Source organism: Methylobacterium sp. CM6257 (genome assembly GCF_054611515.1).
In genome coordinates this window covers 650,410-672,721 of record NZ_CM137735.1, presented here as the reverse complement: position 1 = coordinate 672,721, position 22,312 = coordinate 650,410, and the positions used below count along the sequence as shown (strand labels likewise).

The following is a 22,312-nucleotide window of genomic DNA, read 5'->3' as shown; positions in this document are numbered from 1 at the left end:
AAAACCGTGAACAGCTCGACCAAGATCGGCGCCTTAGCCGTTGCAGCCCTGCTCGGGCTCGGGACCATCGGAAGCGCGCCCGCGCAGGCCAGGGGCGAGGGAGCCATCGCTGCCGGTGTCGTGGGCGGCCTCGCGGCTGGAGCCCTGGCCTCTCACGCCTACCGTCACCGCCATTACGGTTACGGATACGGCCCGCGGCACGGTTACGCCTATCGCCCGAGCCGGTTCGGATACGGCCGCGGCTATGGCTACGGCCGCCCCTACGGCTACGGCTACTGATCTGTATCGAGGGGATTTGTCCCCTGGCTGTGGTACCCGCCGCGACACATCCTGCGGGTACCAAAGCCGTCCGCCGAGCCACGGTACTCCGCCGCAGAACCAAGCTTGGCCCTCATGCGTTTGGGAGGCGGTTCAACCAGGAGACCGTTCATGCTGAAGTCGCTGACCGCCCTTGTTCCCGCCCTGGCCCTTGCCGCCGCCATGAGCGCCACGCCCGCCTCGGCCAAGACGGTGATCATCAAGAAGCACGGCCATCACCACGGCATGTTCCACCACCATCATCACCACCACGGCAAGACGGTCATCATCAAGCGTCACTGACCCGAATGCGCGCCCCGGGCCTGCCCCGGGGCATCCCCCTCGCGTTGCCGGGGCGTGTCGACCCGCTCGGCAAGTCGGGTGGCGAGGCGCTTCAACTCCTCGGGCAGGGTGCCCTTCAGCAGACTGGCGTAGGCATCTTCGAGACCGTCGCTCACCCCATGCAGGCAGGGGTCCTGCGTGGCTGAGGAGGGGTTAGGATGCCGAATCTGGTACTGACGCATGGCTTTCTGATCCCGTCGGCGCCTCGTCCGCCGACCCAGTTCCCAGTGATATGTGAAAGGCTACCGTCACTAATCGACCCCGGCGCCTTTGGTTTCAGCTTGGCTGTCGCGGCGACGAAGCAGTAGTTACGGGAGGCCGAGCCTCGGAGATCAGAATCCGAGTGGGAAAAGAGAAGAAGAGGGGTACCCGACTTGGCACCCCAGGCTCATTCGGACTGGATGGCCGCCCAACCGCTCCGGTCGTGGCGCCGGTAGTAGCCAAAATCGCGACGCTCGATGACGCGCACCCCCGCTTGGTGGTCGTCACGGTGGCGGGCGCGAACACCGCGATGGCCGTCGCGATCGCCCTCACCGACGATGGCGCAGGAATGCTCGTAGCAAGGGCCTAGGCTGACCATCGGTCGCAGATCGGCTGCTTGTGGGGCGATGAGGCGACACGAACGCGGGCGGTGGTCTCCCACCGCTCGCGTTGAAGGTCGACGTTACTGCAGCTTTACTCCAAGCCACGCTGCGAGGCTCGGCCGCCAAAGCGGCTACCCTGCATCCCGCGGCCCAGCTCGCCGTCGCGCGCCATACCGGTACCGCGCTGGACGCTCGCACCCCGATCCAGCGTATCGCTGCCTCGGGCCGACACGTTACGGTAGCCGCGCTCAGTGCTGCGCATGTTGGTGCGCGCCCCAGTCGCCTCGATGCCGTTCCGAGCTCTGAAGCCGTGGTTCAGTCCCTCGGTTCTAAACGAAGCGCTGCGGAAGCCCTCACGCCCGCGATGGCCATGCTCGTAGGCAAAGGTGCGGTCCGCAGCCGAGCGCGTCCGGATGCTTTGCCGATACCCTACGTCGTAGCCGCGGTTCGACACAGTCCGGTAGCCGTAGGTCTCGCCGTAGGCACGTCTCGCGACCGGCCGCTCGTAGCCGCGGCGGATCGTACGAGACTCGTAGCCGTAACCGGCGCGGTATGCCGGGGCGTAGCCCGCGTTCACGACTGTCCGGCTGACAGTGCGCGGCTGCGTCACAATCGTAGTGTCGACCTCCTCGGTCGCCGGGTAGGCGTAACCCGCGGGCTCCCAGGCATAGCCAGCGAAGGTCGGGCCACCCCAGCTATAACCACTGTAAGCCGGATAGCCCACGTCATAGCCGTAACCACCGTAGCCATACCCATAATCACCGACATAGCCATCGGTCGCTGCTGCGCCCAGCGCAGTGCCGGCCGCGAAACCCGCGACGCCAGCCCCCACTGCGGCAGCTTCACCGAGCGGCCGCGCTTGTGCACCCGGTGCGGCGATGGCGAGGGCGGTCAGAGCGGTGGCGGAAACGAGAGCGATCTTGTTCATCGGAGCTCCTTCATCTGCGAGCAATGGCAGCAAAAACGGCACTGCCGCGCGAAGGGTTCCGAACGATATGCGGGATGTAGCGCCGGCACGCTTTGGTCAATGGCAAAGCTTGTTGGCGGCACTTCTATGCGAAGCTGAGCGTTTTGCTTGATAGGCCCGGAGCTTCACCTACGTGCACGAGGAACGTGACTCCAGGACTGCTCATCTTCAGAAGAGCGACATCGCAGCTTCCAGTTCGAGGCCGGCTTATGTCGCCGGAACGTGATCTCGCCTGCGCCCGCCTCCACGTCATGCACGGATCCTCAACCTCGCAAGGTCCAAGGTCCGGAAGCAGCATCATCCAGATCTGGAACCACCGCCGAGGCCGTGTCCGCCTTTGAGATCATGGCGACCATGCCTGAACGGCGGCAGCGGACGCGAAGCTGAATAGCGGATTTCGGACCGCGATCCAATGACGGCTCGCCGGCCAATCCGGTCATCCGGGGCGCAAACGAGATTAGCCGCAAGCGGCTATGCCTGCTCCCGACTGCTTGCAGTCTCGCCAGGTTCACCCTGCGGTCGCGCACTTGGTCTCGAGAAGCGCAGACCGGGTCTTGCACTCCTGCTCGGCCAGAATCCAGACGTCCGTTGCCTGAACTCGCCCCCTGACGGTTACGGGTGCGTGCCGGTGCAGACCTCGGACGGAGGCCTCGCCGATCTCGGCGCGAGCCTGTTCGATCAGAGCATGGCTGCTCACAAGCGACGTCTGTAGATCGCGGCTCAGCGCCTCGAGACGACTTGCAGTGTTCACGGTATCACCGAGAACCGCGTATTCGAGCCGCCGCTCGTGCCCGATTGTGCCCAGCACAACCGGCCCGAAATGCAGGCCGATTCCGATTTGAAGAACCGGCTCGCCGTTGGCGCGACGCTCGGTGTTCCAAGCGTCGAGGCAAGCCAGCATCTTGCGCGCACAGGCGAGCGCGTTGGCGGCGTCTCGGTGGCCTGACTTCGGGGTTCCGAAGGTGGCCATAACGCTGTCGCCCACGAATTTGTCGAGCGTTCCTCCGGTCTCGAAGACGCAATCAGCCATGCGTTCGTGGAAGCCGCGCAGCATCGCCATAACGGCCTGTGGCGAGCGTCCCTCGCATAGGCTCGTGAAACCGATCACGTCGGCGAAGAGGACCGCCGCGTTCTGGATCCGAGCAGGGCCGAACGGCTCGTCGAGTTCAGCCAGTTCGTCAATGAGGTTGGCAGAGACGTGGCGTGCGAGGTTATCGCGGGCTCGCTCGACACGAGCCTGTGCCTCGACCAATTTCTGCGTGTGGCACACGACAACGACGTGGATCCCCGTGATCAGACAGGCTGTGAATACGCTTGTCGCCCAAGCGGCGGCATCGACGAAGGCGGGATCGAGGTAGTGCGCCAGAGCGGCGGGCCCCGTGCCTGGCAAGCCGAAACCGAGTTGGGTTTCAGGCTGGAGCGCCACAATGCCGACCCCGACGCTCCAGGCCGCGACGACGATCAGCCCTGAGCCGAGCACGAGCTGCGGTGACAGCGTGAACGTCGACCAAGCGACCAGCATCAGAAAAAACGGGAAGGCGGGCAGCCGCAGTTTCATCTGTATGGGCCAGGGTGGTGGATCGAGCGGGTTCGGCACGAGCAACGCAACTGTCAGCAACGCGGCGTTCGCCAGGACGAATCCAAGGATCATGAACGACGGTGGAGGTCGCAGCGAGAGGCGCCGCCACGCGAGCGCCAATGCAATGAAGGCAGCCACGAGGCCGAGGTAGAAGACAGCCCCAGGCCAGGGATGGACCAGAGCACACCAGATCGCGATGACGACGTAGGCCAGCGTGAGCGCGAGCGCGCCAAGCCGCCCGCTGCGCTGGCGCTCTTCGGCAAGCGCCGCCGCAACACGCCGACTGAGTGCACGCGCGCCTGGACTTCGAGCCCGGACCTTGCCGAGCGACGGTGACCAGATCGGCCACCTGGCCATTCCCAATTCCATGCTGCTACCGGGTTGCCGCCCGAGGCTATTCGTGCCCGGCGCGCGCAACATGGACGAGATGCCCGTCTCGCCTGTGACATCGCGCGATGATGTGACCGGCAGTTCCTATGCCGACGGGCTCGAGTAGACTGTGCCCGACCGGACGGACACCCTTCGCGAGCGGATGTCACAAGACTGTTCGCTGCCTCGTCAGAGCATGAGCCGGCTTCGATACCGGTGTGAACAGACGAGAGACACCATGAAGATCGTCGTCATCGGCGGGACTGGGCCGATCGGCCGTCAGGTCGTCGCAAATCTGCGCCGTCTGGGCCACGATGCCGTACCGGCCTCGCCCGCCTCGGGTGTGAACACGTTGACCGGCGAGGGGCTCGCCGGGGCGCTGCACGGCGCGCAGGCCGTCATCGACGTCGCCAACTCGCCAACCTTCGAGGATACTGCCGTGCTGGCCTTCTTCCAGACCTCGGGGCGCAACCTACTCCAGGCCGAGACAGAAGCTGGGGTTCGCCACCACGTCGCTCTGTCGGTGGTCGGCACGGACAGACCGCACGCTCCAGCGTACCTGAAGGCCAAGCTGGCGCAGGAGCGACTGATCGCGACGGCGACCATCCCCTATACAATCATTCGCGCGACGCAGTTCTTCGAGTTCATGGGCGCCATCGCAGACGAGGGAACGCGGGGCGACCTCGTCCGCCTCTCTCCGGCGGCGATGCAGCCGATCGCCTCGCGTGACGTCGCGCAGGCGCTTGCAGAAGCCGTGCTTGCCGAGCCGGTCAACGGCATCGTCGAGATCGCCGGGCCGGAACGCGCGCCTTTCGCCGAGTTCGTCGGCACTTGGCTCGGTCACCGCGGCGATCCGCGCCGGATCGTCGTCGATCCGGGGGCGCCCTACTTCGGCGTTCCGATCACGGACACCACGCTCACGCCGGGAGCGAACGCGCGCATCATGCCCGCGGCCTTCGGTGACTGGCTGACCGCCTCGGCCGGCAATGGAAGGAGCGCCTGATGCGCGCCTCATCTTCCTGCCTTGCCGCCGCGGCTTTGTACGGGCTCATTCTCGCGTCGAACGGCTTCTTCATGCTCATCGCGCCGATGACTTGGTACGATACGGTGCCCGGCGTACCCACCACCGGCCCGTTCAACCAACATTTCCTGCACGACATCGGCCTCATCTTCGTGCTGCTCGGCGGCGCCGTGTTGGTGGGGGTCTTGAGGCCGGCCATGCGGATCGTTCTCTGGAGCGCCGTGGCGCTCTGGCTCTCCGGCCACGCTCTCTTCCATGTCTGGGAGGTGCTGGTCGGGATCTGCGCGCCGTCTGCGCCGGCCCGCGACTTTCCAGCCGTGTCGCTGCCGGCGATCATCGCCGCCGCGCTGGTCGTCTGGGCAGAGCGCAGGCCGGCGTCCGCCGAAAGGCGTCCGGTCCTGACGTAACAACCCGCGTGCGAGGAATCTCGCGACGGCATCAAGGAGCGCCGGTATGCTCTCCGGATCCTCAGGTAAACCGGCAGCGCGAGACGCCGCGCGAATTGAGGCGTTCGAGGCGCAGCGGCCGAGATTGCTGCGCCTCGGCTATCGCATGCTCGGTTCGTTGAGCGAGGCCGAACACATCGTCCAGGAAGCTTGGCTGCGCTGGTCAGGCGTTCAGGGCAGCGTCGCGACGCCTGCCGCTTACCTGACGCGCATCGTGACGCGGCTATGCCTCGACCACATGAAATCGGCACGCGCTCGGCGCGAAACCTATGTCGGTGCTTGGCTTCCCGAGCCGCTGATGGGCGCAATCGAGCCGGATGAGACAGGCGCCGACGACGTAACGATGACGCTGATGCTGGCGCTGGAACGGCTGTCACCGCTCGAGCGGGCGGCTTTCCTCTTGCACGACGTGTTCGAGGTTGCGTTGCCCGAAGTGGCCGCAACGCTGGACCGCGCGCCAGCTGCCGTGCGCCAGCTCGCGGTGCGCGCCCGCAAGCACGTGGAATCCGGACGTCAAAGATTTCGCGTGGACGCGGCGGAGGCCGATCGGATCGCGCGCGCCTTCTTCACCGCGTCGCGCGACGGCGACACGGCGGCGCTCGCATCGTTGCTCGCCACCGATGTCGAACTCCGGTCGGACGGGGGTGGGCGCGTTCTCGCCTATCCCAACGTGATTCACGGCAGCGATCGACTTCTTCGGCTTTTCGCAGGGCTTTCAGGCAAGACGTACTTTCAGCCTGTCCTTATTCGCACTGCGATCATCGACGGACTGCCGGGCTACATCAGCGCCGATCGAGGCGGTGTGCTTCAGACAACGGCGCTTGAGGTTCGCGACAGACGCATCACTGCGATCTATATGGTTCGCAATCCCGATAAGCTTCGGCATGTGGCCGCTGCGCTCGGGAAATGATCCAGCGATGGGTCTGCGGCCTGCCGGTCGTATGAGACGTGGCCAGGCAGGCAGAGAGAGCCTGGGTGCCCGCGCGAAGCTCAAGCCGCCCGGCCGACCTTGCCGGATGCCTTCGACGCGGCCGTCAGGCATGCCTCGACAGCCTGCCTGAGCGAGGACACGTACACATCCGCGCCAACCTGTCGGCCGAGGGTGGCATCGGTGAGCACCTTCTCACCCACCGGCCAGAGCCCCACCAGGACCGGCAGGTGCGGCGCCCGTCGCTTGAGGCGCTCCAGCAGGTAGCGCAGATGCGCCGGGCTGCCGCTGATGTCGAGGTAGGAGATGCAGATCATCGCCACGCCGGTCAGGTCGAGATCGCGGATGCGGTCGCGCGAGACGGCCTGATGGCCGATCACGCGCGCACCCAGCCCATGCTTACGCAGCAGCTGCGCCAGCATTGCCGAGGAGGCCTCGTCGAGGGGCCCTCGCCCAGCCACGCACAGAACGGGCGCTTCGCCGCGCCACGATTCTGGAAGATTGTCGCGCGGCGGAGCCTGCCCGGGCACGGCCTCGGTCCGGGTGTGGGTCCGCTCGGCCAGCGTCGGGATCTCGTTCGGGTTGACAGCCTTGGGGTCGCGCGCGGGCTCTGCGTCGGGGTGGTCCTCAAAATCCTCCACCAGGGCCTGGGCGGAGTTGCGGATGTTCTCAAGTTGCGCCGGCGTCACGACCCCGCGCGCGAAGTCGTTGGCGGCGAGCTGCAGCCCTTTGAGCGCCACCTCATCGTAATAGGAGGACAGCGAGCGGTCCTTCAGCATGGCCTCGCCGAGGTCGCGCGCCTCGTCCGGATCGCCGGCCAGCATACGCTGGTAGAAGTTCTCCACCGGCGTCAGCGGCGGCCGATCGCCAAGCAGGATATCGAGGAACTCCAGACTATCCACGTGCCGGCCGAGCACCACGAGGCAGACGGTGAACGGGGTTGCCAGGATCAGGCCGATCGGCCCCCACAGGAAGCCCCAGAACAGGGTCGAGACGATCACCGCGAAGGGCGAGAGGCCGGTGGAGTGGCCGTAGAGCAGCGGCTCGATCACCTGCCCGAAGATCGGCTCGGCAATCAGGAACAGCGCCGCGGTCTCGATGACCATCGACCAGCCCGGGTCGACGGCTGCAGAGAGCGCCACCGGGACGATGCCGGAGATGAAGGCGCCGATGTAGGGCACGAAGCGCATCAATGCCGAGAACACCCCCCACAGGAGCGGGTTAGGAACACCGATGATCCAGAGGCCGGCGCCCACGACGACGCCGAAGGCGGCGTTCATGCCGAGCTGGGCCAGAAAATAGGTGCCGAGCCGGCCCGCGGCGTCGTCCATCGCGACCGTGGTCCGGTGCAGGTCGCTCGACCCGAACAGGCGGATCATGCGGTTGCGCAGGTCCTCACGCTGGAGAAGCAGGAACACGACGACGACGAGCACGATGCCCACCGTGGTCAGCGGCTCGATGATCGGTCCGAGCACCTTCTCAGCCAGAGCCAGGGGTGAGATCTCGGGTTCCTGCACCCGGACGAGCTGGGCTTTCGGGGCATCGCCCGTCGGCCCGGTCGCGGCGGCGGTATTGGCGGCGTCGGCCTTCTGCGTGACGTTGTGCACTTGGTGGCTCAACTTCGCGATCATCCGGTTGGCCTCGCCGAGCCAACCCTGCTGCAGGCCGGAAAACTTCTTCTGCACGGTGGCTTGGTACTGCGGTAGGTTGCCGGCCAGCCCGGCGACCTGCGTGCCGATGACGAAGCCGATGCCGCCAATGATCGTCAGGGCGAGGAGCACGGCGACGATGACGGAGGGCACCCGTCCGAGCCTCATCCGCCGCAGCAGGTTGACGATGGGCGCTAAGACGAAGCTGAGGAGCACCGCGAGCACGAGCGGAATGAACACCTCGCGGCCGAAGTACAGCGCAGCTACGAGCACGACCCCGATCGCGAGTGTGAGGAGACCGCGAAGCCCAGGCACGAGGGGGGGCGGGACCTGAGCGGGCGTGCGGGCAACCACGGGTTCCTCGGTCGGCATACGGCGTGAACTCCTCGTCGCTGCGCCGACGATACGCGGCACACGGCATTCCAACGCCGATGCACGCGTTTCGGCCCCGCGTGATCTGTCAGCCCCATCCTTCCCCATGCGGCCGCCGCGCGCCGGAACGGCCGCCTTGCCACATCACGAGTCCCAAGCGCCGATAAGCCGCATGCGACCAAGTTCGGCCGCTCGGGGCCGATCAGATCCCGGGCAGGCAGACTTCCGAAGCATCGAAGCGGGCGTGAGGGCGAGGTCCGCTCCGATGCTCCCGCTGCTCAGAGGCCAATCGTCGCAAAACGCCTCCCGCCAATCGTCCAGGCGTGCAGTGCGGCGCTCCCGAAAATGGCCTGACGCGGCCTGACCGCTTCAGGCCTTCAAACCGGAAAGGCGGACTTCGTCGCGGCTCGAGGACCAAGCCCGAAATCGCCTTCAGCGGTCCTTCTACCCCCATGAACGTCCGCCTCGACCGAACGCGGGACGCCAGGCGGGCTCCGCGGAAACATGCTTGCGGTGCAGCCGCCGTGAGGTCTGCTCGCCTGCAAACCACACGAGGCCAGTTCTGCTGCCTCAGCATCAACTCTCAGGTTCGCCCATTCCGGCACTTCCTGAGCGCCCGTTCCGACACGGGGAACGTGCCGGGCGTGGATGCAGACGGCCATGGGCTTGCCGTCCACCGCAGGATTGCAGGCTTCAAACGAAATGCGCCGGCAGCGCCAAGGCTTGCGCGTACTGGACCAGAGCCAGTGCCAGTCCCGCGATCATAGCCCAAGCCACGATGCGGTCTGCGCCGGTCACGCCGGTCGTCATCATCTGAGTGGCCATGTTTCGTCTCCCCATCACCGCAACCGTAACTCGGCTGCTCTGAGTAGGCGTTATGGCCAAGCTCATTTGCGTGATGATTGCGTCGAATATTGCGTCGATCGAGCGCGATAAGGGGAAACGGCGCCGCGCAAGGTCTGCGCGGCGCCCGGCCGAGGCCTTCAACCTCCGATCGAAGCAGCATCGTAGATCAGCTTTGGTGTTCTGTTGCCGATCAGGTGAGGACTTCGCAGCGGGAAGTCAGATCAGCCCGACGGTCTCTTCCGGAAAGCGGATCGAGAACACTGCCCCTAGTCCAGGTCCTGCACTCTCGGCCGTCGCTCGCCCCCCGTGCAGCTCGGCGATCCGTCGGACGATCGAGAGCCCGAGGCCCGTGGAACCTTCCCCTCCGGTGGGCTTCGCGGAGAGACGCTGGAAGCGTCCGAAGACGCGGGTCGAATCCTCCGGCGACAGGCCCGGCCCATGGTCGGTGACGGCGCAGACCAGTTCCGCTCCCCGGGGGCCGGGCTCGCGGCTGACACGAACGGTGATGCCACCGCCCGCCGGACTATACTTGATGGCGTTGGAGACGAGGTTGTCGAGGGCCTCCCGCAGCCGCTCGGCATCGCCGCAGAGAAACAGCTCATCCGGTCCTTCGCAGACCAATGCCTGGCCTTTCGCATCGGCGAGCGGCCGATCGGCCTCGCAGACCTCCCGGGCGAGGCTCGCGAGGTCGACGGGCTCGCGGCGCAGGCTGATATCGAGAGCATCGTTCATCGCATCCGCCATGAGGCTGTCGATCATGGCCGTGAGCCCTTTGGCGCTGGCGCGCACGTGCTCCACCTGCACGCGCATCTGCGCCGGGTCGCCCTGCAGATCGATCAGGTCGGACAGCATCTCGGCGCGGCCCAGGATCACCGCCAGCGGGTTCTTAAGATCGTGGGCGATGGTACCGAGGATCTCGGTCTTGAGACTGTTGGCCCGCCGCAGATCGGAGCGCTGAAGGTCCAGCCGGCGGTTCGCCCGGATCAGTTCGGCGGTGCGCTCGACGACGCGCCGCTCCAGATCGGCGTTGCTCTGCTGCAGCCGCTCGTAGAGGATGACATTGTCAAAGGCGATCGACAGCCGGCTCGTGAACAGGGCGATGAGGGAACGATCCGTCTCGGAGAGCGGACGGTCGGCCTCGATCAGCGCGACGATCTCGCTGCCGCTCGTGGTGTGCAGGTACAGGGTCGACCAGTGCTCGCCGAAGCTGTGACGGCGCTCGGCGAAGGCCCGCTCGACGAGGGGCTGCACGCGCTCATCGAGAGGCCAGGCCGGCTCACGCCCGGCATAGTGCCCGTAGCAGCCGGACCCAGCCAGCACGCAGAAGCGCTCCTGCGGGGCCGCGGTCTCGCGCAGCACCAGGATGCCGGCGCAGGCGACGTTGAGGAGCGAGGCGACTTGGGTGAGGACCCCCTCGGCCAGCCGCTGCATCGACTTATGGTCGAGGAGCATGGGGGCCGCGTCGATGATGATCTCCAGCCCGCGCCGGGTCTCGTCGAGACGCTTGAGCTGCTGGTAGGCGCGCAGGGCCGCGGTGAGGCTCGTGAACAGCTTGTCGGCGGTGAGCTCGGTCTTCGCCTTGTAATCGTTGATGTCGTAATCGACGATGATCCGTCGCTCCGGCGCCTGCCCGGGCTGGCCAGTCCGCAGGATGATCCGCACGGTCTCCTGCCGGAGGTCACGCCGGATGTAGTCGACGAGTTCCAGGCCGGCGTTGTCGGTCTCCATCACGACGTCGAGCAGCACCACCGCCACGTCGCGGCGTTCGGCCAGCAGCACCCGCGCCTCCGCGGCTGAGCGGGCGGTGAGGATCTCCAGGCCGCGCCCGTCGAGGGTGTAGCTCGCCAGGGCATAGCGGGTGCCGTCATGGACCGCCGGATCGTCGTCGATCACGGCAATCACCCATGCTCCTGCGGTCGGCTGCACCTCGTCGAGATCATCCGGAATCAGCGTGAGGGTATCGTCATCCATGGCCGTGACCTGAAATGCTGCTCGTAACCTGACGAGTACGCTAGCAATCGTGTTGAAAACTTGTCACGCTATCGTAAACCGATACGATTCTTGCATTCGCTTTGAACGAAATTGGACAGTGCGCGCAGCAGCGATGAGCATTCCAGAAAGGCCCACGCCCGGCACCGCCCGTGTCGCCACGGCGGTCCCTTCGATTGCCGTGGTCGACGATGAGGCGGCAACCCGCGAGATGGTCGGAGATTACCTGAAGCTCCACGGCTTCACGGTGATCCTCTGCGATGGGGGCCGATCATTGAGGGACCACCTCGCTCATCAAAGCCCAGATCTGATCGTGCTCGACCTGAACATGCCGGAGGAGGACGGGCTCTCCATCGTGCGTGACCTCAAGGCCCACACGACGATCCCGATCATCATGCTCACTGCCACGGCGAGCGCGATCGACCGGGTGGTGGGGCTGGAGCTCGGGGCCGACGATTACCTGCCAAAACCCTGCGAGCTGCGGGAACTCGTCGCCCGGGTGCGGTCGGTGCTGCGGCGGGTGCAGGCGCCAAGCCCTGCGGCTGCCCCGGTGGCCGCGAGCCAGAATGAGGGGCGCCGGATCCGATTCGGGACCAAGTGGCTGGAACTCGATGCCCTGCGCCTGAGCGACGATACCGGCCTCGAGCAGGCACTGACCCGCTCGGAATTCGATCTGTTGAAAGCCTTCGCCGACAACCCGAGGCGGGCCCTGTCCCGCGAGCGCCTGCTCGACCTCGCCGATGCCCGCGATCCGGACGCGTTCGACCGCGCCATCGACGTGCGGATCAACCGCATCCGGAAGAAGATCGAGCCGGATCCCGGCAATCCGCGCTACATCCGCACGGTCAGGGGCCTCGGATACGTATTCCGGCCCGAAGGAGACTGACGCCGGTGGACGAAATGTTGCGTCCCGGTGTGGGGACGCAACATTTCGCCCCGCAGATCGGGCGCGAAGCAATAACCGCGGCACAGGCCGTCCGTATCAGCGTGGCAGGACCGAGGGCGGAGAGCGCCGGGAGGACAGGCCATGCGATACGTGATCGGACCCTCGTCGGCTACGGCGGCCGGCACGCTCTGCGTCCTGGCGCTCGTCGCTTTGAGCGCGCCGATCGCGGCCCGTGGCGGCGCGCAGACCTCTGCCGCCGCGACGGCGCCCCGTGAAGGCGCCCCTTGTGGCGGAGCGGCCTGGCCGTATCCGCCGGGCGCCTGCACGGGGCTCGGCGAAGCGGGCACCCGGGCACCCCGCCTCGTGCGGCTCATCGCGGTCGGCGCCGCGCCCCTCCCGCGGTGAGGTCCAACCGCCATGCCGCACTTCAGCGACGATCCCGGTGCCGACGAAGATCCCGCCTTTTTGTCCCGGCTGCGCATCATGCTGCACGGCCGGAACCCCGCGCCGCAGCGCCCGCCGACCCGGGAGGAACGCTTCGGCGTGCCGTCGCCGCGCGTGGGCGCGCGTGATCCGCAGGATGCGGCGCTGGCCGGCCCTGACCCGCTACCAGCCGCGCCCCGGCGCCCTCTCCGCTGAGCCGGCTTCAGCTTGAGTGTCCGCGACGCCGAGACCCACCGAAGCCGCACCAGATTGCATCGAGCGCAAGCACGGCTTTAAGTTGTCCGGGGACCCCAATGTCGGGACGCGGATGCGGGTTGGACCCAAGATCGCACTGGTCGGCGGCGTTCCGATCTTCGCCGCCGGCGCGATTGCCATGGCCGGCTGGCTCCTCCTGGCCCAGGAGGAGCGTGCCCGGGGCGGGGCGATTCTGGTCGCCGACGTGTATCACGACCTCGCCACCGCACGCCTGGTCCGCGATCAGTACGCCGCCGCCGATGCGCAGGAGCGGCCCGCCTACGCCGAGCGCTTCGCGAGCCTGACCGCGCAGGCCGAAGCCGGCCTCGGCCGGCTCACGGGCTTCGCCCGCAGCGACGCGCAGAGATCGCGCATTGCCTCGGTGGAGGCCGCCCTGTCCGGCTACCGGGACCAGATGGCGGCGTTTGTGCGGCGCACCCAGGAGAATGACGGCCTGATCCGCGAGATGACACAGCGGGCCGACACCCTGATCGACCTCACCGACCGGGCGCGCTTGCGCCAGCAGGCGTCCAACGCCGATCTCGCCCGCTCTCTCACGGAGAAGGTCGAGGCCCTCCGGGTCGCCCGCGGGCTGGTCTCCCGTCTCGGCACGCTGCGGACCCGGACCGCGGAGAACGCGGTGCTCGCCGCCCAGCGCGCAGCTCAGAACGACGCCCGGCTGATCGACCAAGCCGGACCCACCGCATCCGAGACGGAGGCGCAGCGCGTGCAGGCCCGCTTCCGCGCCGCCAGCCGGGACCTTTCGGCGGCGCTGCGGGCCGACGGCCGGGAGGCGGATGCCGAGGCCCTCGACGCGATGACCGCCGACGCCGCGGAGCAGAACCTGACCCTCGGCGGCAAGCTCGACAGCTGGATCGAGCGCAACTTGAAGATCGAAACCTCCGGCCAGGAGAGCCTGCACGATGAGGTGGCGCAGCTGCTGACCTATTCCGTCGAGGCCAACGAGATCGAGCAGGCCACGCAGAACGTCGCCATTGGCACGCTCAAGCTCGGGCCGCGCACCGCCGGGGCCCTGCTGCATCGCGATGCCGCCCTCGCGGAGCGGATGCTCGCCGAGGGCGAGCGCTTGGCCCGAAGCGCCGCAGCCCTTCCGATCTCGCCACTGATCCAGGCCGAGATGCTCCAGGCCCTCGACGGATGGCGGGAGCGCCTCACCACGACCATCGGGGGGCTCCGGCGCCAGAACGCGATGATCGTCACGATGGACGGGCTCGCCGCAACGATGATCGAGAGCGCCAAGGCCCTCAACGACGCCTTCGTGGGGGACGCCGACCGGTTCGGCATCTTCATCCAGCGCATCCTGCTCGTCGGCGCGGCCGGGCTCCTGCTGTTCGGCGCACTGGTGGTGATCTTCGTGGCTCGCTCGATCCTGGTGCCGCTGCGCGCCCTCCAGGGGGACATGGTGATGCTGACCGGCAACCCGGCGAGCGCCGCCGTGCGGGGCACGGGCCGCCGTGACGAGCTCGGCGACATCGCCCGCGCCACCGCGGTCTTCGTCTCCGAGATCGCGCGCCGGGAGGGTGCCCTGCGCCGGGCTAAGGATCAGGCCGACGTCGCCCTGGTCGAGTTGCGGCGGACCCAGGACAACCTCGTCCGGGCCGAGAAGCTGGCCTCGCTCGGACAACTCGTCGCCGGGGTCGCCCACGAGATCAACACGCCGCTGGGCATCGCCCTGACCACCGGGACGCTCATGAGCGACGAGGCGCGGACCTTCCGGGCAGGCCTCGCCGCGGGCACGCTGTCACGCTCTCGGCTGAACCATTTCGTCGACCGCGTCGAGGAGGGCGCCACCCTGCTCTGCACGAATCTGACCCGGGCCGCCGATCTGGTTCAGGGCTTCAAGCAGGTCGCGGTGGACCGCGTCAGCGACGAGAGCCGCAGCGTCGACCTGGCGACTTGGCTCGACGACCTGCTGGCGAGCCTGCGGCCGATGCTGCGCAAGGGCGGTCACACGGTCGAGCGCGCCTGCCCCGCCGGCCTCGTCATCGACACCAATCCCGGCGTGCTGGCGCAGATCGTGACCAACCTGATCGCCAACGCGGTCGTGCACGGCTTCCACGCGGGCGAGCCGGGCCGGATCGTCGTGCACGTGTCCGAACTCGCCGACGATCTCGTGCGGATGGAGGTCCGCGACACCGGACAGGGCATCCCTCCGGAGCACCTCGATCGGATCTTCGACCCCTTCTTCACGACGGCACGCAGCGCCGGCAGCACGGGGCTCGGCATGCACATCGTCCACAATCTGGTGACCGCCAAGCTCGGCGGCCGCATCACGCTCACGAGCGAACTCGGCCAGGGGACCGTCGTGCAGGTTGATTTCCCCGCGCGCCGCATGGGGGTGCCGGCAAGGCCGCTCCCGACCGCGGGGGCGACGCCGTGAGATCGGCCGCGAAACATCGGTTCGGGCTCGTCGCCCTGGCGGCCGGCGTGCTCATCGCCTCGGGTCCGGCAGCGGCCCGCACCTTCGTCTTCTGCTCGGAGGGCAGCCCGGAAACCTTCGATCCCGCCCGTGCCACGACCACCACCACGATGAACGCGGCGTGGCAGATCTACAACACGCTGGTGGAGTTCGCGCCGGGGACCACGACCATCCGCCCGGCGCTCGCCGAATCCTGGACGGTCTCGGAGGACGGCCGGACCTACGTCTTCGCCCTGCGGGACGGCGTGCGCTTCCACGCCAACGCGCGCTTCACCCCGACCCGCGCCCTGAACGCCGAGGATGTGGTGTTCTCCTTCGACCGGCAGCGGCGGCCCGGTTCCGGCCCCAGCGGCGCCGCCCAGAGCTTCACCTACTTCCACGATCTCGGTCTCGCCGACCTGATCGAGACCGTCGACGCCCCGGATCCACGCCACGTCCGCTTCCGGCTGCGCGAGGCCGACACCACCTTCCTCGCCAATATCGCGCAGGCCTTCGGCGCCATCCTGTCGTCCGAGTACGCGGCGGCTCTCGCGGCCGCGGGAGCCCCGGACGAGCTCGCGCGCGCACCGATCGGGACAGGTCCGTTCGTGTTCGAGGGCTACCGCCCCGATCAGACCCTGCGCTATCGCGCCTTCCGGGATTACTGGCGCCGGGCGGCCGAGGGGGCCGAGACCGGCGAGCGCCCCGACGGGCTCGTGTTCTCGATCACGCCGAACGCGGCGGTCCGGCTGACCAAGCTGCGGGCCGGGGAGTGCCACGCGATGGCGTTTCCGGCGATCGGCGACCTCGACGCGATTCGGGCGGATCCGGACCTGACGCTGCTCGCGCTCGCCGAGCTGAACGTCGCCTATCTCGCGCTCAATACGACGCATGCGCCCTTCGACGACGTCCGGGTGCGGCGTGCGGTCAACCTTGCGATCGACCGGCAGGCGATCGTGGCGGGCGTCTACGGCGACGCCGGAATCCTGGCGCAGGGTCCGCTGCCGCCGGGGATCTGGGCCTTCGACGCGGATCTGCCGGACACGCCCTTCGATCGGGCCGAGGCCCTGCGCCTGCTGGCGGCAGCGGGGCTCGCCGACGGCTTCGACACCGAACTCTGGTATCCGCCGGTCAGCCGGCCCTATAACCCGGACGGCCGGCGCGTCGCCGACATGATCCAGGCCGACCTCGCGCAGGTCGGCATCCGCGCGCGTCTGGTCACGCGCCCCTGGAATGCCTATCGCGCCGCGCTCTACAGCGGCCTGCCCAGCCTGATGCTCTACGGCTGGACGAGCGACAACGGCGACCCCGACAACTTCCTGAACGTCCTGCTCGGCTGCAAGGCGGCCCAGCCCGGCGGGGCCAACCTCGCCCGCTGGTGCGACCCGGCCTACGAGCGGCTCGTCGAGGCCGCCCGCCGCACCGGCGACCGAGACACGCGTCAGGCCCTGTACCGCCAAGCCCAGGTCGCCGTCCGGGGCGCGATGCCGTGGGTGCCTCTGGCCCACACCAAGGTGCATCTGGCGATCCGCAAGGACGTGCTCGGTCTGACGATGGATCCGCTGGGCCGCCACCTGTTCGAGTCGGTGCGGTTCCGCGTTCCGCAGTGACGCCGGATCGCGTCGCCCGGCTGCCGGCTCACTTCTTGGTTCGCTGCTGGAAGACCCGCAGCACCTGGTTGCCGCGTGCCACGGCGTCGTCGAGAGCCTGCTGCGGCGACTTCGCGCCGTTCAGGGCCGCCTCGAGCTCCTCCGCCCACAGGTCGCGGATCTGCAGCATGTTGCCCAGCCGCAGGCCGGCGGTGTTGCGCGTGGGCCGCCGCCGGGTGAGTTCCTGGACTGCGACGTGGAGTTGCGGGTGCCGCACGAAGAAGCCCTCCGCCAGCGCGTCGCCATAGGCGCCGTAGGTGGTGGGGATGTAGCCGGTGTTCCGGTACAGGACAGCCTGCTGCCGCCCCTCCATGAGGAAGGCCAGGAACAGGGCGACGCCGCGGTACTCGTCCGGCGTCTTGCCCTGCATCACGTACAGGGAGCCGCCGCCCAAGATCGCATTCTGGGGCTCGGCCACGATATCGGGGTAGTAGGGCATCGGCGCCACGGTCCAGTCGAACCGGGCGGCGGCGGAGACCTTGCCGTACAGGCTGGACGAGGTGAGGAAGATCGCGCAGTCGCCCGAGATGAACCGGCTCTCCCCGCGATTGATCCGGTCATTGTACTCGAAGACGCCGGCGCGCTGCAGATCGACGAGGTTCTGCAGGTGGCGGACTTGGAGCGGGCCGTTGAACACGAGTTCGGTGTCGTAGCCGTCCAGGCCGTTGGACCGGGTCGCGATCGGCCGGTCGTGCCAGGCGGAGAGCTGCTCGATATGCACCCACGTCGGCCAGGCTGACGACAGCGCGCACCGCGTCCCGTCCGCCGCCTTGAGCCGTCGCGCGGCGTCGAAGACCTCCGGCCAGGTCGCCGGCAGGCGGCTGGCATCGAGCCCGGCCTGTCGGAACCGGTCCCGGTTGATCCACATCACCGTCGAGGAGATGTTGAACGGGAGCGACAGCATCTCGTCCTCGGCATCCAGGTAGTTGGTCGCGATGACCGGCAGGAAGTCCTCCGGCTTCACCGCGAGCCCCGCCTCTCGCATCACGGTGGCCACGGGCCTGACGGCGCCGACGGCGGCCGCCATGGTGCCGTTGCCGACCTCGAAGACCTGCAGCAGGTGCGGCGCCGCCCCGGTGCGGTAAGCCGTGATGCCGCTGCTGATCGTCTCGGCATAGGTGCCCTTGTAGACCGGGACGACCCGGTAGGCCGTCTGGGAGGCGTTGAAGGTCTCGGCGATGCGGGTCACCAGCTCGCCGTTGGGCCCGTCGAGCGCGTGCCAGAACTGGAGTTCGGTGACGGCGGCGGCCGGGAGCGTCTGCAGCGCGCCGAGCAGGCCGACGAGCGCGCCGGCGATGAGCCGTTTCAGGCGAGCGATGCCGGCGCGCGGGAAAATCAGCGTTGCTCCGCTCATGCCAGGCGCTCCGGAAGCCACAGCCGCAGCACCGTGCCGGCGCCGGCGCTGCTCTGCAATTCGACCCGCCCCTGGAGGCGGTTCACCACGAGGTTGTGGACGATGTGCAGACCAAGGCCGGTGCCGCCGCGGGCGCGGGCCGTGGTGAAGAACGGGTCGAAGGCGCGGCCGAGGTCGGCCGCGTCGATGCCGCGCCCGTCATCCGCGATGGACAGGCCGATCCCGCCCCCGGTCCGCAGCCCGGAAATGGTGATGCAGCCGCCCTCCCGATCGTGGAATCCGTGCTCGATCGCGTTCTTGACGGCGTTCGTCACGACCTGCGCCAGGATGCCCGGGAGCGTGTCGACGACGATGTCGGGCGGGCACGTGACCGCGAAGACGTGCCGACCCGGCCGCGCCAGCGCCCGTAGACTCTTCAGCAGCTCGTCGAGCCAGTCCGCGAGGTTCAGCGCGCGCCGGTCCTCGATGGCTTGGTCCGCCGCCACCTGTTTGAAACTGTACAGGAGGTCGGCCGCGCGCATGAGATTGCTGGTCAGGAGGTGCGCGCCCTCCTGCATGCGTCCGGCATACTGGGTCAGCCGCGAGCGGGAGAGCTGGTTCGATCCGACCATGCGCTCAAACGCGGCCGAGTCGGACTGGACCTGCGTCGCCGTGGTCAGGGCGATGCCGAGCGGGGTGCTGATCTCGTGCGAGACCCCGGCGACGAGCTGGCCGAGCGAGGCGAGCCGCTCGGCTCGGATCAGGTCTTCCTGGGCCTGGCGCAGAGTCACCAGCGCGTCGTCGGCGCGCTGGGACGCGTTGCGCCGATCCGCCTCCCGGCGGCGGATCTGTTCCAGGAAGGCGTTGGTCGCGCGAGCGATGTCGCCGAGTTCGTCGCGCCGGGTCAGCAGATGGTCATCCCGGCCGATATCTTCAGGGGTGGGCGCGTTGACGGCAGTGACGATGCTGTGCTGCAGGGCGTGCAGCGGCCGGGTGATCGAGCGCGCCACCGCGGCGGCAGCTCCGATCCCGAGGCACAGTGCCCCGACCGCCCCGACGATCAGGAGCTGCCGGATGACGCTGCCGAACTGGTCGGCGTCGTCGATGAACGCCCGGCTCAGGGTCTGGGCATTGGCGCTCATGGTGGCGGCCCGCCGGTCCATGTCGGCGATGGTCTCGTTCTGCTCGCCGATCTTGTCGATCGTCGCGGCGAGCTGCGTGCGCCAGCCGTCGATCGCCCCGGCCATCTCGTCCCGGATGCTCACCGGGATGAGCAGCGTCCGGGACGTGCCGGACAGCTCCGTGCCCGCCTCGAGGATCCGCGACGCCTCGGCGGTGTCCCGGCGCGCCAGAGCCGCATCGGTCCGCCGGGCGAGGCGCAGGGCCGTGAGCGCGATGTCCTGGGCCGAGAGTTCGGCCTCGTTCGAGAGGACCGAATGGCGGATGAGGAGCGCGACCTCCTCGTACAGCCGGTTCTGGCGCGCGACATTCACTTGGACGAGCTGGTCGCACCACTCGATCAGGACACGACCGGTCTGGGTCGCCCGGGTCAGCTCGAAACCCTCTGAGAGCACCCGGTTGAGGTCGTCCTCGGTCCGGCTCCTGTCGCGGTAGGCCTTGAGGAGCTCCGTCGCCCGGTCCGCCGCCCCGGCCTCGCCATCGACGCGCAGGACCCGGCGCAGCCGGTCGCCCACCGCATCGAGCTGCCGCAGATCCGCGGCGAGTTCGTCGAACTCGACCGGGAAGACGGGGCGGCCGATCCGCACCCGGTTCAGCTCCGCCGTGCTGATCGCCTCGCGCAGTTCTCGCAGGGCGGTGACGACGCCCTGGTTCCGCTCGAGCTCGGCGTCCTTGGTGGCCAGCACCGCGATCAGCTGGGCGTTGTCCTGCTGCTGGCGACGGCGCGCGACGTCGGTCAGCGCCACCAGGGCGTCCGCTCTCCGCGCCATGTCGGCAATCGTCGCGTTCGCCGTCCGCTCCGAGAGAACGAGCGAGCGCATCCGGGTCACCTGCGACGTCAGATCGCCCCTGACGGTCGCCACGAGCGCGGACTGGCCGCTCGTCCGTGCGAGCCGCTCCAGCCGGTCGAGCTGCGCCGCCGCGCTCGCGGCGCGCTCGTCGAAGCGGCCCTCGGCCTCGTCCCGCCGCTGGAAGCTGCCGCTGACGGCGTCCGCCCGCGCGCGGTTCATCGAGGTGAGGGTCTGTGCCGTCTCCGTCGCCACCACGGCGCCGGTCCGGGCGCGCTCGGCCTCGTAGAGCAGGATCCAGGCGCCCAGCGCGATCGCGGCGGCGACCAGGATCGGGATCGCACCCACAACGAGAACGCGGCGCGCGATGCCGGAATTGCTGAACCCACGCATCAACGCGCCCCAGACCCTGTCCCGCGCCCAACCACCGCTGCAGCCTCCAGCTTCGTCGCCGACCCGCGACGACACATTCGGTTATTGTGGCATCCGTCCGATGACTTCCCGAGAGCGCTGAAGCAACACGGGACGCAATATTCCCGCAGCACGAAGCCCGTAGACACCGCCCCGCACAACGGTCCTCGAAGGCCGAAAGAGGGGAAACACCATGCTCGACGTCATCACCCGCCTGCTGCTCTCGGCCGGCATCCTGATCGGCACCACCTACCTGCCGATGCTCGCCCAGGCCGTCACCGCCCAGCCGGCCGGTGCCAAGACCTCCCTGGCGCTCCCCCGATCCTGCCTGACCAAGGCCGCTCCGGCATCCGGTGCCCGTGCGCTGGCCTGCCTGGGCTGACCGGCCATGGACGCGTGGCCCATGGTCCTGCTCGTGGGCGGGAATATCCTGCTCGCGATCCTGCTCCCGCTCCTCGTCTGACCGCCCGGCGGTCATGAACCACGGGGCGCCCGAAAGGCCTCTCCGGAGCGACAAGTTCCGGATAGCCGCACCAACCGGCGGTTGCCCGGGCGCGCGGCAACGGTTAGCCGGAACGTGCGGTCGGCTCGCGCCGCGCTCTGCGTCAAGGTCTGCCTCCGGCCGCTCATGCCCGAGACTCCACGCCTCGACTGGGATCAGTGTCGCGTCGCCGCGGTCGCCGCGGCGATCCTGCTCGGCCTCGCAGATCCGCGGCCGGGCTGGTCCTTCTTTGCGCCGGACAGCGCCCGGACCGCGCGTCCGGCCCGGCCGATCCCGCCGGAGCTGTCCGCCGCCCTGGCCGCCTACAAGACCTACATCGTCGCCCAGGCCGACGCCTTCGTGCGCGAGACCGCGCGCTTCGTGGCGGCGGTCCAGGCCGGGCGCCTCACGGAGGCACGGCGCCTCTACGCTCCGGCGCGGGCGCCCTACGAACGCATAGAGCCGGTGGCGGCCCTGTTCCCCGACTTGATCAAGCGCCTCGACGTGCGCAGCGACGAGTTCGAGCTGCGCGAGCGCGATCCTGCCTTCGTCGGCTTCCACCGCCTGGAGATGGCCCTCTTCACGCTCGGCACCACGGAGGGGCTCGGCGAGATGGCGGAGCGGCTCGCCGCCGAGACCGTGATCCTGCGCGACCGCATCGCCGCGCTGTCTGTTCCGGCCGCCAAGGCTGTCGGGGCGGCCTCGGCCCTGATCGAGGGAATCGCCGCCACCAAGATCAGCGGCGAGGAAGAGCGCTACAGCCGGACCGACCTCTGGGACTTCCAAGCCAATATCGAAGGTTCGAAAGAGGTCTTCACGCTTCTGCGCCCGCTGCTGACCGACCAGGACTTCGTCGCGCGAGTCGAGCGCAGCTACAAGCGTGTCGAGGACCTGCTCGCCCGCTACCGCAGTCCGGATGGCGGCTTCCAGAACTACGACAACCTCACGGCCCGGGACCGCAATGCCCTGAAGGGGCCGATCACCCTGCTTGCCGAGGATCTGTCGACTTTGCGTGGTCGGCTGGGGTTAGACTGATCGGGCCGCCAAGGCGCCGCCCTCTGGCCTTTGTTCACGGTAACAAGCAGCGGAACAAATAGAT

General features: G+C 68.3%; 21 protein-coding genes. 12 read left to right on the top strand and 9 right to left on the bottom strand.

The features are described from left to right. Positions 1–6: 6 nt before the first annotated feature. Together ACYCO6_RS03240 and ACYCO6_RS03235 are read left to right on the top strand one after the other, a co-directional pair. Positions 7–279 carry a hypothetical protein gene (locus tag ACYCO6_RS03240; RefSeq protein WP_459769241.1) on the top strand — a complete coding sequence of 91 codons (273 nt, stop codon included), beginning with the start codon at positions 7–9 and terminating at the stop codon, positions 277–279. Between the two features lie 150 nt (positions 280–429). Then, positions 430–600 carry a hypothetical protein gene (locus ACYCO6_RS03235; RefSeq protein ID WP_459769239.1) on the top strand — a complete coding sequence of 57 codons (171 nt, stop codon included), beginning with the start codon at positions 430–432 and terminating at the stop codon, positions 598–600. On the opposite strand, the gene ACYCO6_RS03230 is transcribed toward ACYCO6_RS03235, so the two are convergent. The 4 genes from ACYCO6_RS03230 to ACYCO6_RS03215 all read right to left on the bottom strand — a co-directional run bounded on the left by ACYCO6_RS03230 (position 594) and on the right by ACYCO6_RS03215 (position 4,189). Continuing rightward, entirely contained in the window at positions 594–755 is a 162-nt protein-coding gene (locus ACYCO6_RS03230) for a hypothetical protein (protein WP_459769237.1), read from the bottom strand. The two genes, ACYCO6_RS03235 and ACYCO6_RS03230, sit on opposite strands and share 7 nt — an antisense overlap. Before the next feature lie 272 nt (positions 756–1,027). Next, positions 1,028–1,219, bottom strand: coding sequence for a hypothetical protein (locus ACYCO6_RS03225; RefSeq protein WP_459769235.1), 192 nt, complete (start codon positions 1,217–1,219; stop codon positions 1,028–1,030). 95 nt (positions 1,220–1,314) lie between these two features. Continuing rightward, entirely contained in the window at positions 1,315–2,151 is an 837-nt protein-coding gene (locus ACYCO6_RS03220; RefSeq protein WP_459769232.1) for a hypothetical protein, read from the bottom strand. Between the two features lie 547 nt (positions 2,152–2,698). Further along, positions 2,699–4,189 carry an adenylate/guanylate cyclase domain-containing protein gene (locus ACYCO6_RS03215; protein ID WP_459769230.1) on the bottom strand — a complete coding sequence of 497 codons (1,491 nt, stop codon included), beginning with the start codon at positions 4,187–4,189 and terminating at the stop codon, positions 2,699–2,701. 187 nt (positions 4,190–4,376) lie between these two features. On the opposite strand from ACYCO6_RS03215, the gene ACYCO6_RS03210 reads away from it, so the two are divergent. Genes ACYCO6_RS03210 through ACYCO6_RS03200 form a run of 3 tightly spaced genes read left to right on the top strand, consistent with a single transcriptional unit; the run spans position 4,377 to position 6,515 of the window. Continuing rightward, positions 4,377–5,141, top strand: coding sequence for an SDR family oxidoreductase (locus ACYCO6_RS03210; RefSeq protein WP_459769228.1), 765 nt, complete (start codon positions 4,377–4,379; stop codon positions 5,139–5,141). Continuing rightward, on the top strand, positions 5,141–5,566 hold the full coding sequence (locus tag ACYCO6_RS03205; protein ID WP_459769226.1) for a hypothetical protein: 426 nt from the start codon (positions 5,141–5,143) through the stop codon (positions 5,564–5,566). Before ACYCO6_RS03210 ends, ACYCO6_RS03205 begins: the two co-directional genes overlap by 1 nt. A gap of 46 nt (positions 5,567–5,612) precedes the next feature. Then, complete coding sequence (locus ACYCO6_RS03200) at positions 5,613–6,515, top strand: sigma-70 family RNA polymerase sigma factor (protein ID WP_459769224.1); 903 nt, start codon at positions 5,613–5,615, stop codon at positions 6,513–6,515. A gap of 80 nt (positions 6,516–6,595) precedes the next feature. Here ACYCO6_RS03200 and ACYCO6_RS03195 read toward each other — a convergent pair whose 3' ends face one another. The 3 genes from ACYCO6_RS03195 to ACYCO6_RS03185 form a co-directional block, all read right to left on the bottom strand. Further along, the gene (locus tag ACYCO6_RS03195; protein WP_459769222.1) at positions 6,596–8,554 is read right to left on the bottom strand and encodes an AI-2E family transporter; all 1,959 of its coding nucleotides are present in this window, start codon (positions 8,552–8,554) and stop codon (positions 6,596–6,598) included. 693 nt (positions 8,555–9,247) lie between these two features. Further along, the gene (locus ACYCO6_RS03190; RefSeq protein ID WP_459769220.1) at positions 9,248–9,379 is read right to left on the bottom strand and encodes a hypothetical protein; all 132 of its coding nucleotides are present in this window, start codon (positions 9,377–9,379) and stop codon (positions 9,248–9,250) included. A gap of 237 nt (positions 9,380–9,616) precedes the next feature. Beyond that, entirely contained in the window at positions 9,617–11,371 is a 1,755-nt protein-coding gene (locus ACYCO6_RS03185) for a DUF3369 domain-containing protein (RefSeq protein ID WP_459769219.1), read from the bottom strand. A 133-nt stretch (positions 11,372–11,504) separates the two neighbouring features. Here ACYCO6_RS03185 and ACYCO6_RS03180 point away from each other — a divergent pair, with 133 nt between their 5' ends. From ACYCO6_RS03180 to ACYCO6_RS03160, 5 genes are all read left to right on the top strand, one after another. Then, complete coding sequence (locus ACYCO6_RS03180; protein ID WP_459769216.1) at positions 11,505–12,275, top strand: response regulator; 771 nt, start codon at positions 11,505–11,507, stop codon at positions 12,273–12,275. A gap of 141 nt (positions 12,276–12,416) precedes the next feature. Beyond that, the gene (locus ACYCO6_RS03175; RefSeq protein ID WP_459769214.1) at positions 12,417–12,680 is read left to right on the top strand and encodes a hypothetical protein; all 264 of its coding nucleotides are present in this window, start codon (positions 12,417–12,419) and stop codon (positions 12,678–12,680) included. 12 nt (positions 12,681–12,692) lie between these two features. Then, the gene (locus ACYCO6_RS03170; RefSeq protein WP_459769212.1) at positions 12,693–12,914 is read left to right on the top strand and encodes a hypothetical protein; all 222 of its coding nucleotides are present in this window, start codon (positions 12,693–12,695) and stop codon (positions 12,912–12,914) included. Between the two features lie 112 nt (positions 12,915–13,026). Beyond that, positions 13,027–15,354, top strand: coding sequence for an ATP-binding protein (locus tag ACYCO6_RS03165; protein WP_459769210.1), 2,328 nt, complete (start codon positions 13,027–13,029; stop codon positions 15,352–15,354). After that, positions 15,351–16,982: an ABC transporter substrate-binding protein gene (locus tag ACYCO6_RS03160; protein WP_459769207.1), complete on the top strand. Its 1,632-nt coding sequence runs from the start codon at positions 15,351–15,353 to the stop codon at positions 16,980–16,982. Before ACYCO6_RS03165 ends, ACYCO6_RS03160 begins: the two co-directional genes overlap by 4 nt. A gap of 28 nt (positions 16,983–17,010) precedes the next feature. On the opposite strand, the gene ugpB is transcribed toward ACYCO6_RS03160, so the two are convergent. Further along, the gene (gene ugpB, locus ACYCO6_RS03155; RefSeq protein ID WP_459769205.1) at positions 17,011–18,375 is read right to left on the bottom strand and encodes a sn-glycerol-3-phosphate ABC transporter substrate-binding protein UgpB; all 1,365 of its coding nucleotides are present in this window, start codon (positions 18,373–18,375) and stop codon (positions 17,011–17,013) included. Then, a complete protein-coding gene (locus ACYCO6_RS03150) occupies positions 18,372–20,714 on the bottom strand; it encodes an ATP-binding protein (protein ID WP_459769203.1) in 2,343 nt (780 codons plus the stop codon). Before ACYCO6_RS03150 ends, ugpB begins: the two co-directional genes overlap by 4 nt. A 211-nt stretch (positions 20,715–20,925) precedes the next feature. On the opposite strand from ACYCO6_RS03150, the gene ACYCO6_RS03145 reads away from it, so the two are divergent. Together ACYCO6_RS03145 and efeO are read left to right on the top strand one after the other, a co-directional pair. Continuing rightward, a complete protein-coding gene (locus ACYCO6_RS03145) occupies positions 20,926–21,114 on the top strand; it encodes a hypothetical protein (protein WP_459769201.1) in 189 nt (62 codons plus the stop codon). 195 nt (positions 21,115–21,309) lie between these two features. After that, positions 21,310–22,248: an iron uptake system protein EfeO gene (gene efeO / locus ACYCO6_RS03140; RefSeq protein ID WP_459769199.1), complete on the top strand. Its 939-nt coding sequence runs from the start codon at positions 21,310–21,312 to the stop codon at positions 22,246–22,248. The last annotated feature ends 64 nt before the right edge of the window (positions 22,249–22,312 follow it).

Excerpts from the sequence above, each read along its gene's own strand:
- ACYCO6_RS03200 (WP_459769224.1), top strand. The coding sequence starts at position 5,613 with ATGCTCTCCGGATCCTCAGGTAAACCGGCAGCGCGAGACGCCGCGCGA.
- ACYCO6_RS03195 (WP_459769222.1), bottom strand. The coding sequence starts at position 8,554 with ATGCCGACCGAGGAACCCGTGGTTGCCCGCACGCCCGCTCAGGTCCCG.
- ACYCO6_RS03165 (WP_459769210.1), top strand. The coding sequence starts at position 13,027 with ATGCGGGTTGGACCCAAGATCGCACTGGTCGGCGGCGTTCCGATCTTC.
- ACYCO6_RS03235 (WP_459769239.1), top strand. The coding sequence starts at position 430 with ATGCTGAAGTCGCTGACCGCCCTTGTTCCCGCCCTGGCCCTTGCCGCC.
- ACYCO6_RS03175 (WP_459769214.1), top strand. The coding sequence starts at position 12,417 with ATGCGATACGTGATCGGACCCTCGTCGGCTACGGCGGCCGGCACGCTC.
- ACYCO6_RS03210 (WP_459769228.1), top strand. The coding sequence starts at position 4,377 with ATGAAGATCGTCGTCATCGGCGGGACTGGGCCGATCGGCCGTCAGGTC.
- ACYCO6_RS03215 (WP_459769230.1), bottom strand. The coding sequence starts at position 4,189 with ATGTTGCGCGCGCCGGGCACGAATAGCCTCGGGCGGCAACCCGGTAGC.
- ACYCO6_RS03190 (WP_459769220.1), bottom strand. The coding sequence starts at position 9,379 with ATGGCCACTCAGATGATGACGACCGGCGTGACCGGCGCAGACCGCATC.
- ACYCO6_RS03185 (WP_459769219.1), bottom strand. The coding sequence starts at position 11,371 with ATGGATGACGATACCCTCACGCTGATTCCGGATGATCTCGACGAGGTG.
- ACYCO6_RS03225 (WP_459769235.1), bottom strand. The coding sequence starts at position 1,219 with ATGGTCAGCCTAGGCCCTTGCTACGAGCATTCCTGCGCCATCGTCGGT.
- ACYCO6_RS03220 (WP_459769232.1), bottom strand. The coding sequence starts at position 2,151 with ATGAACAAGATCGCTCTCGTTTCCGCCACCGCTCTGACCGCCCTCGCC.
- ACYCO6_RS03145 (WP_459769201.1), top strand. The coding sequence starts at position 20,926 with ATGCTCGACGTCATCACCCGCCTGCTGCTCTCGGCCGGCATCCTGATC.
- ACYCO6_RS03150 (WP_459769203.1), bottom strand. The coding sequence starts at position 20,714 with ATGCGTGGGTTCAGCAATTCCGGCATCGCGCGCCGCGTTCTCGTTGTG.
- ACYCO6_RS03170 (WP_459769212.1), top strand. The coding sequence starts at position 12,693 with ATGCCGCACTTCAGCGACGATCCCGGTGCCGACGAAGATCCCGCCTTT.
- ACYCO6_RS03205 (WP_459769226.1), top strand. The coding sequence starts at position 5,141 with ATGCGCGCCTCATCTTCCTGCCTTGCCGCCGCGGCTTTGTACGGGCTC.
- ugpB (WP_459769205.1), bottom strand. The coding sequence starts at position 18,375 with ATGAGCGGAGCAACGCTGATTTTCCCGCGCGCCGGCATCGCTCGCCTG.
- ACYCO6_RS03180 (WP_459769216.1), top strand. The coding sequence starts at position 11,505 with ATGAGCATTCCAGAAAGGCCCACGCCCGGCACCGCCCGTGTCGCCACG.